Raw genomic sequence first — 13,200 nt, 5'->3', positions numbered from 1 at the left:
CATTAGCCGCTAGCTTGGATTAATTGTGCGCAGCCTCAGTCAAGGGATTCGTCCATGCAGCGATTCGAAAATGCCCGCGAGGCAGCGCTGGCGCTGCGCCCGGACGATCCGATCTATTGCTTCCGCCCGCAGGTGCTGAAGGCGGACGCCAAACAGTTCATGGGCATGTTTCCCGGCAAGACCGCCTATGCGGTCAAGACCAATGGCGAGCAGATCGTGCTCAACGCACTGGTCGAGGCCGGCGTCAGCGCCTTCGATGTGGCCTCGCCCGGCGAATTCGCTGCCGTGCGCGCCGTCTCGCCGGACGCCGAGATGCTCTACATGCACCCGGTCAAGGCGCAGTCGGACATCAGGCTGGCGCTGGAAAAGTACGCCATTCGCGTCATTTCGCTCGACCATGAGGACGAAATCACCAAGCTGACCAGGGTGGTGCGGGCGCTCGACATCGATCCGGGCGCGATCACCGTGTTCGTGCGCATCCAGACGAAAGGCTCGGCGGCCTACGAACTGTCGAAGAAGTTCGGCGCCGGACCGGCCAATGCGGTGGAACTCGCCGAACGGCTGAACCGGACCGGCTACAAGGTCGGGCTGTGCTTTCATGTCGGCAGCCAGATCGAGGATCCCGACACCTATGAGCGGGCGCTGGCCTCCGCCGACTGGGTGCGCAACCGCGTCGGTTTCGACATTGCCGGGCTCGATGTCGGCGGCGGCTTTCCGGCCGAATATGGCCATGACCCGAACAGCCGCAAACCGGAAATGCCGTCGCTCGGCCAGATCATGTCGCGGTTATCGGGCGACCTCCAGGAGTACCAATTCGACCAGATGCCGCTGGTGGCCGAGCCCGGCCGAGTGATCGTGGCGCGCTGCCTGTCGCTGATCGTGCGCGTGCTGCTGCGCAAGGGCAAAAGGCTTTACATCAATGACGGCATCTGGGCGTCGCTGTCGGATTCATGGACCGGCAAGATCACGCTGCCGGCACGCTTCATCCCCGATCCGGCGATCCGCTCGCGCAATGGCGAGGACAAGACCATCGTGCCGTTCAAGGTCTGTGGCGCGACCTGCGATTCCGTCGACATATTGTCGCGGCCGTTCTGGCTGCCCGAAACCGTCGATACCGGCGATTGGATCGAGATCGGCCATATCGGCGCCTATTCGTTGTCGCTCCGAACACGGTTCAACGGCTTCTATCCCGACACTTTCGTCGAGGTGGCGACGCCATTCGACGAAGGCGATGCCCCGCAGGGGTTTGCCAGCCTGGAGACGATGGCGGATTAGTTGATGGTGAATAGCGAATAGTGAATAGTGAATGGAAGTAGTTCTTGCGTTCCGTCCGCTCCGGTGAATCGTCACCATTCACCATTCACCCGCGTCAGGCTACTCCGCCGCCGGCCTGGATGTTCTCGCCGGTCAGCCAGCGAGCTTCGTCCGAAGCCAGGAAAACCGCGACATCGGCGACGTCGCGCGGCGCTCCGATCCGGCCGAAGGGCGACATGCCGGCGGCCACGGCCCGGTCCCGCTCCGGAAGCAGGTCGGTGTCGGTGAAGCCTGGCGAAAGCGCATTCACGGTAACGGCGCGCGGGCCGAGTTCGCGCGAGAGGACGCGGACGAACTGCTCGACGGCTCCCTTACTGCCGAGATAAAGCGCCGTGTGCGTGAAGAACATCTTCGTTCCACCGGTGGAGACGGCAATGATGCGGCCACCGTCGCGAACGCGGCGCGCCGCTTCCTGAAGCGTGAAGAAGGTGCCCTTGGCATTGGCCCCGAACACATGATCGAAGTCCGCTTCGGTGGCCTCGACGAGCGGCTTTATGACGGCGACGCCGACATTGGCTACGACGATGTCAATCGGCCCCATCTGCCGTTCGGTTTCGTCGAACAACTTGCGAATGTCGGGGATGCTGGAGACGTCCGCCTGGATGGCGACGGCTTTTCCGCCAATCCCTTCAATGGCGGCAACGACTTCCCTGGCTGCTTTCTCGTTGCCGACATAGTTGACGACTACGGCAGCACCCTTGGCCGCGAGCCCCTCGGCGATGGCGCGTCCGATGCCGCGCGAGCTGCCGGTCACAAGTGCGGTCTTGCCTTCGAGTGGACGATGCATGGCTGTTCCTTCGTCTGGCTACGGCCGCCTCGATCGAGCGGCGTTCCGGGGAAAAGCTAGGGGCATGCTATTGCTCAGAGAATAGCCTATTATCTAACTGACTTGTTAAGCCTGAGGTACATAATGCGAGGAAGCGAGTTTTCCGAACTCACGGCATTTGCAGCAATCATCGAAGAGGGAAGCTTTGTCCGCGCCGCGGCCAAGCTCAGGATTTCGCCTCCAGCACTCAGCCAGACGATACGTGGGCTGGAAGAGCGTCTCGGTATCCGCCTGCTTAACCGCACCACGCGCAGCATGTCGCCGACCGCTGAGGGCGAGAAGCTGTTTGCCCGCATCGCACCGGCATTCGGCGAACTGGAAGGCGCCGTCGCGGACGCGCATGCATCACGCGGCCGGCCAGCAGGCTCGCTGCGCATCAATGTTCCGCGCATCGCCGCCACGCGTTTCATCGCGCCGATCCTCGGCGATTTCCGCCGCGCCTATCCCGATATCGCCCTCACAATCATTGTCGACGACATGCTCACCGACATCGTCGAGGGCCGCTTCGATGCTGGAATCAGACTGGGTGAGCGGCTGCACAAGGATATGGTGGCTGTGAAGCTCAGCGAGGAGCTCGAGATGGCTGCAGTGGCGGCGCCGAGGTATCTGCAGCATCACCCGATACCCCGTCACCCCGCGGACCTGCATCAGCACCAGTGCATCAATTTCCAGTGGCCGAGCGGCGGCAATCTCTACCGGTGGGAGTTCGCCCGAGGCCAACGTGCCCTGGAAGTGGCCGTCAGCGGTGGCCTGACGGTCAACGATACGGACCTGATGATCGGGGCGGTTCTGGATGGGGTCGGCGTGGCGTACATGCTGGAATACCAGGTCCGGCCGTGGATCGAAGCGGGAAAGCTCATCCGCCTTCTCGAAGCCTGGTCGCCGAGATTTCCGGGTTTTTATCTATATCACGCAAGTTCCCGGCAGGTTCCCGCGCCGCTGCGAGCCTTCATCGATTTCTTGCTTGCCAGGCGGTGATGTGAATAGTGAATAGTGAATAGTAGTAGCTCTGGTGTTCAGTGCGGCTCCGGTGCTATTCTTTTCACCATTCACCATTCACCATTCACCGCCCTCACAGCCTCGCCAGCAGCTCGAGCGTCGGCCAGCCGTCGACCGGCAGGCCCAGCCGCATCTGCTCCTTGCGGATCGCTTCGCGGGTGTTGGTGCCTAAAATGCCGTCGACGGTACCGACGTCATAACCTTTCGCCTCGAGCTTGGTCTGCAGCGCCTTCATCTCGTCGCCGTTGAGGCCGGGTTCCGGGTTGCGCGGATCGAATCGCGGCGCGCCCCCCAGCCGGGCGGCAAGATTTGCCGCGGTCAGGGCATAGGTGAAGGATTGGTTCCACTCGAGATAGACGTCGAAATTGTCGTAGGTCAGGAAGGCTGGCCCCTTGCGACCCATGGGCAGCGCCAGGCCGGCCTTCAGGCCGTTGTCGAGAAGCGGCGTGCCGTCTGGCCTGGTAACGCCCCACTGGGTCCATTGCATCAACGGCAGCTTGTTGGTGCGTCCCGTCTGCTCCCACGGCAAATCGTCGGGCACACGGACTTCCTCGATCCAGGGCTGGTCGCGCTTCCAGCCGCGCGACTGGATCTTGCTGGCCGTGCTCATGATCACATCAGGCGCGCTGCCGCGCAGGTCGACCAGGCCATTGCCGTCGCCGTCCACGCCGTGGCCGAGATAGTCGGAAGGCAACATCTGCGTCTGGCCGATCTCGCCGGCCCAGGCACCGGTCACGTCGGCCGGCACCACGCCGCGATCGATCAGCATCAGCAGCGGCACGATCTGCGGCCGGAACAACTGCGGGCGGCGGCAGTCATGCGAGAGGCTGACCAGTGCGTTCAGTGTGTGGAAATCGCCTTGCACGGCGCCAAAATCGGTTTCCAGGGCCCAGAAAGCAGCGATGACCGGCGCCTGGACGCCGAATTCGCGATCGGCGCGGGCAAAGATCTCGGCATATTTTTGCAGATTGGCCGCGCCTTGCTTCAGTCGATGCGACGAGATCATGCGGTTCGAGAATTCGATGAAGGTCTGGGTGAAGACGCCCTGGGCGCGGTCGCGTGCCAGCGCCTTCTCATCGAGGGTGGCGTTTTCCAGCGCATCAAGGCCGGCAGCGCCGACGCCGGCCGCCCTGGCCTCCGCCGCCACGCCCTGCTTCCATGCCTCGAAATCGCCGCCGCATTGCTGTGCCGCGGCCGGCACGGCGGTCAGGAGCAGCGCCGCGAGAATTCCAAAGCGCGATCGCATCGCCATCCTTCCGAGAAGATTACCAGCGGTTGCGGGTATTCGTCATTGGCTGTGTCGAAAAGCAGGCGGCAGGCCTGGTGTCAACGGGTGTTCTGCCGCAACCACTTCTTCCAGGCGGCTTCGGAGCCGTTGAAGACGTTGATGTCGGCGTTTCCGGCCATGCCCGGCACGACGCCCGTTCCGGTATACTGCCAGAAGGTGAATGGATGGCTGCCGTATTTCTGGCGCGGGTGCCCGGCGACGGAGCGCAGCCAGTAGGGGTAGCCCCGGAAACCCGATAGACCATTATCTTCGAAGAAGTCGACCGACGTGTAGATGATCGGCTTCTTGCCGTAATGTTTTTCGACGATTTTGAGGAATGTGCTCATCTCGCTGCGTACCGTGGCGGAATCTGGCCGCAGCTTGCAGGTCGGCGATTTCGGGTTCCATTCCATGTCGAGAACGGGCGGCATCGCCGAACTGTCTTTGGGCACGTTCTGGATGAACCAGCGCGCCTGGGTAGCGGCCGGCGTGCAAAAGTAGAAGAAATGATAGGCGGCACGGGGGATACCCGAGGCCTTCGTGCGGCTCCAATGCTCGTTGAAAGCTTCATCGAACCGGTCTCCGCCTTCGGTAGCCTTGATAAAGGCAAAGGAGATGCCGCTGGCCCTGGCCGCCGGCCAGTCGATCGATGTCTGGTATTTGGAGACGTCGGTGCCGTGGACGGCGTAGCTCCACGGTGCGCCGCTATCCCATTCATGCGGGTCGGAATCGGCAAAACGGGGCGCGCGTACCGCAACCGTCGGGGCGCTGGACGACGACAGCGATGGCGTCAGATCATCGACCGTCGAGCAGGCACCAAGCAGCATCAGCGTGATGAGGACCGCGAAACGGCGCATCGCTACTTCCCGAGCCGGTTTCAGCCGGCCGCTGATGGGTCTTTCCGCGGGTGGCCCCTCGACCGGGCGCGACGCGTTTGAAACTGACTTACGCGAAGCGCCTGGATCTTCGTTTCATGCATTCCCAAACCGTTGCGCAGTTTGGGACACATGCATGCAAGCCCAGCCGGACGATCACCCCACAGAATCGCCCAGTCCCTCGTGATCGCCGATCATGGTTGATATTCGGTTGACGGCGCTCGACAAGAGCCGCGATTTTGCCGAAACAATGGCGGCAAATCGATGACATAGATCGCGCTCGGGGGGAATTCGAAAAAAATGCAGATCCTTCTGAAGTTCGTCAAATGGCTGCTGGGCCTGGCTGTGCTGGCCGCTGCGATGCTCGCCGGCTGGCTGTATTTCGCGCCGCCGGAACTGATCCGCGTCGGTTCCGGCTATTCGGCCAAGATCGTCTGTTCGAACGTCTTCATCGCAGGGCGAGACGCCGACGACGTGCTCGCCGTCGATGTGCAGGCGCCGGGCCATCCGCTGCTGAAGCTGATGAGAGTGTCGGTGGACAAGGAGAAGGGAACGGTTTCGGCGGGCCTGTTCGGCGGGCTCGGCAAGAGTGTCGCGGTCGCCCGCGACGGGCTCGGCTGCGCCTCGGTTCCCGACAGCGATATTGCCGCCGCCAAGGCTGTCGCGGGAGTTGCACCGACGCCGGCGCCGCTGCCCGATGCGATCTGGCCGGAGGGCGACAAGGCCGATGCCTCGCAGGATCCCGAGGTCACGGCAATCCTCGACGATCCGGCATTGACCGGTGCTGGCATGCGGGCGGTGGTGGTGGTCAAGAACGGCCGCATCGTCGCAGAGCGCTATGGCGACGGCTTTTCCGAAAAGACCCCGCTACTGGGCTGGTCAATGACCAAGACGGTGAATGCGGCGATCGTCGGCACGCTGATGAAGGACGGCAAGCTGGCGATCACCAACCAGGGCCTGTTTCGACCCTGGCAAGCAGATGGCCGTGCCGTGATCAGCCTCGCCGACATGATGGCAATGTCGAGCGGACTGGAATTCAACGAGGATTATGGCGACGTCGCCGATGTGACGCGCATGCTCTATCTCGAACCGGACATGGCAGCATTTGCCGGATCCAAGCCGCTGACCGGCGAGGTCGGCAAGGTGTTTTCCTATTCGAGCGGCACGGCGGTGATGCTGTCCCGATTGTGGCAGGACGCGATCGGCGACAAGGACAAGGCGCTGGCGTGGCCGAGGGTCGCGCTGTTCGATCCGCTCGGCATGCGGAGCGCGGTGCTAGAGGCCGACGAGCACGGCACCTTCGTCGGCTCGTCCTATCTCTATGCCACGGCACGCGACTGGGCGCGCTTCGGCCAATTCCTGCTGCAGGGTGGCGTCTGGAACGGCAAGGCGATCCTGCCCGCCGGCTTCGTCGACTGGATGCGGGAACCGGCAACTGCCTCGAAGGTCTACGGCAAGGGGCAATTATGGATCGAAGGGCCGGGCGACGAGGAAAATCCCGGCGCCGGCATTGCCGCCGGCCTGCCCAAGCACACCTACTGGATGGAGGGGCATGATGGGCAAACGGTCGCCATCATTCCCTCCGAGCAGCTGGTTGTGGTGCGGCTCGGGCTGACGCCGGCCAGGCTCGGCTACCGGCCGCAGGTAATGGTGGCGGCGCTGGTCAAGGCGCTGCATTAGGCTGTATCGATATTCAGGTGATACCGGCCTGCAAACGGCGGTTTCCTGCGCTTCCGGCCTTCGCCGGCCAAAGCACTCATGAGCGGTCGTGGCAGTTAAGGCTACGGCCGGCGTAGGCCGGTGCTCACGTACCCAAAAGTACACCCCGCGCCGGTTCTCGGAGCCCACCGTTTTCGACTCGGCCTGACCTGAATCTCAACACACCCTGGCTATCGACCTAGGCCGATCACAGCGAGCCACGCATAGCCGCGATAAAGCGCTTGGAAACGGAAGCTTGCACCGGTTCTTGCAGATTCCGAATCCAGAACCGCGCGCAGCGATTGACGTGGCTCGACATGGAATTTTTTCAGCCAGCCGCGCAGCAGCGTGCGGAACCAGCGGGGCAGGGCCTCCTGCTGGCCGAAATCGACGATATGCAGCGAGCCGCCAGATGACAGGGCAGCAAGAGCCGCGGATACCGTCTTCTCCCAGCCGGGGATCATCGACAGCGAATACGAGACAAAGACGCGGTCGAAATTTTCGACGCCGAACAGCGCCTTTGCGTCGAAATCCGTGGCATCGCCGCGCGCCAGCGTGACGCGGCCGGAGAGGCCTTCGCGGGCAAGGGCGGCGGTGGCCGTCTCCAGCATCTCGGCCGAAATATCGAGGCCGAAGAAGCGCGCGCCGGGATAGCGGCGGGCGGCAAGGATGATGTTGCGGCCGGTGCCGCAGCCGAGCTCGAGCACGGTGCCGCCGGCCGGCACATCCAGGCCGGCGATAAGCCGGTCGCGACCGAGCAAATAATATTTGCGGGTCAGGTCGTAGATATGACGCTGCCAGCGGTAAACGCCGTCCATCAGCTCGGCATGGCTGGCCGGCAACTCGGTCGTGCTCATGCGCCCTGCTTCACGTAGAGATGAAAGCCGCCATAGATCGCCGAGCGGTCGCGCGCCGAAAACTCGCGCGAGGCGTCGTTCTCGTAGCGCCACTGGTCGAGCAGCGAATTCGAGACGCGGCCGGGCAGCAGGCTGGGTTCCGCTGCGGTGCGGAAGATGACGCGGGCGCCGGTGGAGGCGGTTCGGGTGATCTCGGCCCACAACCCGTTGAGCTGGTCGTCCGTCATCCAGTCCTGTGCGTCGAGCAGCACGAAGCGGTCGACCGAACCGGCATCCTTGCCGGCAAGGAACTCGATCAGATTGGCATGGTGGATTGCCACGCGATCGACATTGTTGCGGATCGTCTTGTAGTTGCGCTTTTCGAGATAGGCGGGCAGGGCGGCCTCGCCGGGATTGGGATAGCGGCGGGCAAAAGCCTGCCAGGCGAAATAGTTGGTCTTCAGCGGAAAATCGCAGGCGAGCTTTTCCAGCCGCGCCTTGAGCACGCTGGCCATGGTGCCGTCACCCGAGGTGATCAGCGAATCGTACTGGGCCGGCGGAATGCCGAGGCCGAACAGCGAAGCTTTTCGCGAAGTCGCCCATTTCAGCAGCGGTTTTTCGAAGACCGGCGCCAGCTCTTCGTCGAAGAAGCGGCGCTGATCGGCGATGCTCTTGGCGTCCATGATGTCGGCCGGGTCGACGCCGAAGAATTTTGCGGTGCGATGGCCCATGGCGATGAACAGGCCAAGCAGGCCGGTCTGGTAGAAATTGCGGTCGAAGACAGCGATGCGGCGACGGCCGCGCCAGCTGCGGCGCTCCCAATAATGGCGGCTGACCGGGTCGAGATGCGGTGCGATGAAGCGGTCGTAGGCCTGCGAATTGTGCCCGGTCTCAGCCGCGCCGAAGAAACGGAACAGGTCGCCCTGCGACGGCAGGTGACGGACGGCTTCGAGCTTCATACGGTTCAGCGCGATGTGGGCGGTGTTGAGGTCGACGGCATCGATCCTTTCCGGCGACCGGGTGAGATAGGCGAGGATGTTGCAGCCGCCCGAGGCAATGGTGACGATGCGGTGACCCTTGCCGAGCTGCATCGCGTCCATGTCGATTTCGGGGTCTTCCCAGATCTGCGGGTAGACAAGGCCGGAGAACAGGAAGGCGAACAAGCGCTCGGAGATGCCGGCTTTCGACAGCGGGCGGTTCTGGTAGACGGCTTTGCCAACTTCCTTGCCGCGGCGAAAAACCAGTTCTCCAGAAATGTCCGTCATGGCAAGGCGATTCCCCGTTTGCTTTGCCGCAAGCGGGTAGCGCAGGGTCATGACAGGCCGGTGACAGCCTGTTGACGCGAGTTCAGGCCTTGCCAAATCCACCAGGCGTCGGCGTCGTCACGATGACTGCCTCGCCGGCGTCGAGGATGGTCTGATCGCAGGCCTTCAGGACCTCGACGCGGCCATCCTTGCGGCGGATCTTGGTCGAGCCAACCTCGCCATCGCCGCCGCCGTCCAGGCCTTGCGGCGGGCGGTTGCGATGCGAGGACAGGATCGCGCATTCCATTTTTTCGAGGAAGCGGATGGTGCGCTTGGTGCCGTCGCCGGCATTCCATTTGCCTTTGCCGCCGGAACCTTCGCGGATATGGAAATCTTCGAGCAATACCGGGAAACGCAGTTCCAGCACTTCCGGATCGGTCAGGCGCGAATTGGTCATGTGGGTGTGGACGCCGGAGGTGCCGTGAAAGCCGCGGCCGTCGTTCATGCGGCCGGCCGGCGAACCGGAGCAGATCGTCTCATAATACTGGTACTGCTTGTTGCCGAAGGTGAGATTATTCATCGTGCCTTGCGCATTGGCCATTGCCCTCATCGCGCCGAACAGCGCGTTGGTGACGTGCTGCGAGGTCTCGACATTGCCGGCGACGACTGCCGCGGGATAGGCGGGCTTCAGCATCGAGCCGTCGGGAATGACGATGTTGATCGGCCGCAGACATCCGGCATTCATCGGGATGTTGTCTTCGACCATGACGCGGAAGGCATAAAGCACCGCGGCACGGGCGACCGGCTCTGGCGCGTTGAAATTGTTCTTCATCACTGGCGACGTGCCGGTGAAGTCGACGGTCGCTTCGCGCTTGTGCCGGTCGACCGATATCTTCACCTTGATCATTTGGCCGGTGTCGGTCGGATATTCGTATTCGGAACTGTCGGGCAGCCGCTCCAGTACGCGACGCACGCTTTCGGCGGCATTGTCCTGGACATGGCCCATATAGGCTTCGACGACGCCAAGGCCGAAATGCGCGACCATCTTGCGCAGCTCGGCGACGCCCTTTTCGTTCGCGGCGATCTGCGCCTTGAGGTCGGCGATGTTCTGGTGCGGATTGCGCGCCGGGTAGGGGTGGTCGGTCAGCAGCGTCTCCAGGTCCTTCTCGCGGAACCTGCCGCGATCGACGATGCGGAAATTGTCAAACAGCACACCTTCCTCATCGACGGTAGTGGCAAGCGGCGTCATCGAGCCGGGCGCGGTGCCGCCGATGTCGGCATGGTGGCCACGCGAGGCTACGTAGAAGAGGATCTCCTCCCCCCTCGAGGGGGAGGTGGCGGCGAAGCCGCCGGAGGGGGTCGTTGCGGCAGTGCTCGACGCATTTGTGGTGCCTTCTGAGAGGACCCCACCCGGCCGCTTCGCGGCCACCCTCCCCTCGAGGGGGAGGGAAAACACCGGTGTCACCACGGTGATATCAGGCAGATGCGTGCCGCCATTGTAAGGGGCGTTCAGGGCAAAGACGTCGCCGGGGTGAATGTCGCCGGAATTGAGCCGGATGATGGTCTCCACCGAGCGGTCCATCGAGCCGAGATGCACCGGCATATGCGGCGCGTTGGCGACCAGCGCGCCATTCCGGTCGAAAACGGCACAGGAGAAGTCGAGCCGCTCCTTGATATTGACCGAATAGGCGGTGTTCTGCAGCGTTACGCCCATCTGCTCGGCGATCGACATGAACAGATTGTTGAAGACCTCCAGCATCACCGGATCGGCTTCGGTGCCGAGTGCGGCCTGCCGGTGCTTCTTCTCGATGCGGCGCATCAGTACATGGTCCTTGGCGGTGATCTCGGCCTGCCAGCCGGGCTCGACGACGATGGTCTGGTTCGGCTCGATGATCAAAGCGGGGCCGGCGATCTTGTTACCGGGCTTCAGCGTTTCGCGAGGGAAGATGCCAGCGTCGCGCCAGATGCCGTCGACGAAAATTTTCCGCGTCCCGGAAGGACTTGCGGCCTTGTGTTCAAGAAATGAATCGCTTTCGTCGCGGCCGGTGCTGCCGGTATCGGTACCTTCGACGCCGACCGATTCGACGATCATCGGCTTGTCGTCATAGACGAAGCCGAACTGCGCCTTGTGCGCCAGTTCGAAGTCCGCCTTGGCCTGCGCAATCGAGCCGTGCCCAAAGTTCACAGGCAGCGCGGTATCGGTGCCGTCATAGCGGATCTGCAGCACCGGCTTCGAGGCGACCGCGTCTTCGGTGATGCCTTGCGCGGCGAGTTCGTCGATGACGGCTTTGCGCAGCGTTGCGATGAGCTCGTTGATCGCCGGCCCGGAATCGTCCGCCAGCGGCTTCAGCAGCGCCTGCTGGCGTGACGCAAACACCGAGGACAGGCCGATGCCGTATGCCGAGAGCAGGCCGGAAAAGGGATGGATCAGCACAGCCTCCATGCCGAGCGCATCGGCGACGAGGCAAGCGTGCTGGCCGCCGGCGCCGCCGAAACAATTCAGCAGGTATTCGGTGACGTCGTAGCCGCGCTGCACCGAAATCTTCTTGATGGCATTGGCCATGTTTTCGACGGCGATGGTGACGAACCCTTCGGCAACGGCTTCCGGCGAGCGGCCGTCGCCGATTTCGGCGGCAAGTGCGGTGAACGTCTCGCGAACTGTCCGCACGTCGAGCGGTTCGTCCTGGCCCGGCCCAAAAATGGCCGGAAAGAAGTCGGGCTGCAGCTTTCCCAGCATGACATTGGCGTCGGTGACCGCAAGCGGACCGCCGCGCCGGTAGGCGGCCGGGCCGGGATTGGCGCCGGCCGAATCCGGCCCGGCGCGAAAGCGGCCGGCCTCATAGTGCAGGATCGAGCCGCCGCCGGCGGCGACGGTGTGGATGCGCATCATCGGCGCGCGGATGCGCACGCCGGCGACCTCGGTGTCGAAGGCGCGCTCGTAGTCGCCATCATAGTGGGCGACATCGGTGGAGGTGCCGCCCATGTCGAAGCCGATGACTTTGCCGAAACCGGCGAGTTTTGCCGTCTCGACCATGCCGACGACGCCGCCGGCCGGGCCGGACAACAGCGCATCCTTGCCCTGGAACATGTCGGCGGCGGTGAGGCCGCCCGACGACATCATGAACATAAGGCGGGGGGATTGGCCAATCTCCCCCGTTGTGGGGGAGATGCCAAGTGGCGGCAAAGGGGGCAGGGCAGAGGGGGGCGTGACAGACTGAGATGTTGGCGGGACAGCGCCCCCCTCTGTCGGCTTCGCCGACATCTCCCCCACAAGGGGGGAGATTGGCGCGGCACCCAGTTCCGCCGCAACCCTTTGCACATACCTTGCCAGGATCGGCGACAGATACGCGTCGACCACCGTGGTGTCGCCGCGGCCGACCAGCTTGATCAGCGGCGAGACCTCGTGGCTGACCGAGACCTGCGAGAATCCGAGCTTTCGACAGACTTTGGCGACCGCCTTTTCGTGATCGGGATGTTTCCAGGCATGCATGAAGACGATCGCGACCGCATCGATACCGTCAGCCTTGGCCTGTTCGATGGCAGGACGCACGGAGGCGATGTCGAGCAGGCGTTCGACACGACCGTCGGCGCGCACGCGTTCGTCTATCTCGATGACGTGCTCGTAGAGCTGTTCGGGAAGGATGATCTGCTTGGCAAAGATATCGGGCCTGGCCTGATAGGCAATCCTCAGCGCATCGCGGAAGCCCTTGGTGATGAGCAGCAGCACGCGGTCGCCCTTGCGCTCGAGAAGCGCATTGGTGGCGACCGTGGTGCCCATTTTGACGTCGCCGATCAGAGCGGAAGGGATTGGGGCGCCGGGCTGGACGCCGAGCAGTTCGCGAATGCCCTGGATGGCAGCGTCGGCATAGGCTTCGGGATTTTCCGAAAGGAGTTTCCTGGGATGCAGCCCGCCTTCCGGGTCCCGGCCGATGATGTCGGTGAAGGTACCGCCGCGGTCGATCCAGAAATCCCATCTTGCGGTCATGGCAGCGCCTCCGGCATTTTCATTTTACGCATCCTGTTAGTGCTCAACGCTTTGTACGGCCAAGCGCTTGATGTTACACGCGGAAACGCAACGTTACGAAACTCATCATGACCTGATGCATTGTGTCCTCGATCGTCGCCGGTAACGGTGGCGTGA

9 protein-coding genes are annotated in these 13,200 nt (G+C 63.1%); 3 read left to right on the top strand and 6 right to left on the bottom strand.

Annotated features, from left to right (window positions below):
• The first annotated feature begins 54 nt into the window (after positions 1 to 54).
• Positions 55 to 1,275, top strand: a complete 1,221-nt coding sequence (locus tag NKH37_RS12205; protein ID WP_023721223.1) for an alanine racemase — start codon at positions 55 to 57, stop codon at positions 1,273 to 1,275.
• 94 nt (positions 1,276 to 1,369) lie between these two features.
• Here NKH37_RS12205 and NKH37_RS12200 read toward each other — a convergent pair whose 3' ends face one another.
• Entirely contained in the window at positions 1,370 to 2,101 is a 732-nt protein-coding gene (locus NKH37_RS12200; RefSeq protein WP_352589852.1) for an SDR family oxidoreductase, read from the bottom strand.
• Between the two features lie 123 nt (positions 2,102 to 2,224).
• Between NKH37_RS12200 and NKH37_RS12195 the strand changes: the two genes are divergently transcribed.
• Positions 2,225 to 3,118 (top strand): LysR family transcriptional regulator, encoded by an 894-nt coding sequence (locus NKH37_RS12195; protein ID WP_353003453.1) that lies wholly within the window; start codon positions 2,225 to 2,227, stop codon positions 3,116 to 3,118.
• Between the two features lie 94 nt (positions 3,119 to 3,212).
• Here the strand turns inward: NKH37_RS12195 and NKH37_RS12190 are convergent, their stop codons facing one another.
• On the bottom strand, positions 3,213 to 4,385 hold the full coding sequence (locus NKH37_RS12190) for a lytic murein transglycosylase (RefSeq protein WP_352481551.1): 1,173 nt from the start codon (positions 4,383 to 4,385) through the stop codon (positions 3,213 to 3,215).
• Between the two features lie 80 nt (positions 4,386 to 4,465).
• Positions 4,466 to 5,263: a glycoside hydrolase family 25 protein gene (locus tag NKH37_RS12185; RefSeq protein WP_352481550.1), complete on the bottom strand. Its 798-nt coding sequence runs from the start codon at positions 5,261 to 5,263 to the stop codon at positions 4,466 to 4,468.
• Between the two features lie 318 nt (positions 5,264 to 5,581).
• Here NKH37_RS12185 and NKH37_RS12180 point away from each other — a divergent pair, with 318 nt between their 5' ends.
• Positions 5,582 to 6,961 (top strand): serine hydrolase domain-containing protein, encoded by a 1,380-nt coding sequence (locus NKH37_RS12180; RefSeq protein WP_353003452.1) that lies wholly within the window; start codon positions 5,582 to 5,584, stop codon positions 6,959 to 6,961.
• A 209-nt stretch (positions 6,962 to 7,170) separates the two neighbouring features.
• Here the strand turns inward: NKH37_RS12180 and NKH37_RS12175 are convergent, their stop codons facing one another.
• The 3 genes from NKH37_RS12175 to NKH37_RS12165 are packed head-to-tail and all read right to left on the bottom strand — an operon-like array spanning position 7,171 to position 13,044.
• Positions 7,171 to 7,836 (bottom strand): class I SAM-dependent methyltransferase, encoded by a 666-nt coding sequence (locus NKH37_RS12175; protein ID WP_023721217.1) that lies wholly within the window; start codon positions 7,834 to 7,836, stop codon positions 7,171 to 7,173.
• Positions 7,833 to 9,131: a BtaA family protein gene (locus NKH37_RS12170; protein WP_031194591.1), complete on the bottom strand. Its 1,299-nt coding sequence runs from the start codon at positions 9,129 to 9,131 to the stop codon at positions 7,833 to 7,835. The genes NKH37_RS12175 and NKH37_RS12170 overlap by 4 nt, the downstream gene beginning before the upstream one ends.
• 31 nt (positions 9,132 to 9,162) lie before the next feature.
• Positions 9,163 to 13,044, bottom strand: coding sequence for a hydantoinase B/oxoprolinase family protein (locus NKH37_RS12165; protein WP_353003451.1), 3,882 nt, complete (start codon positions 13,042 to 13,044; stop codon positions 9,163 to 9,165).
• Positions 13,045 to 13,200 lie beyond the last annotated feature (156 nt).

Origin of the sequence: Mesorhizobium sp. M1217, from assembly GCF_040318275.1 — a bacterium.
Lineage (GTDB): Bacteria > Pseudomonadota > Alphaproteobacteria > Rhizobiales > Rhizobiaceae > Mesorhizobium.
Note: the sequence above shows the minus strand (reverse complement) of the source record. Positions and strands in the feature narration are given on the sequence as shown.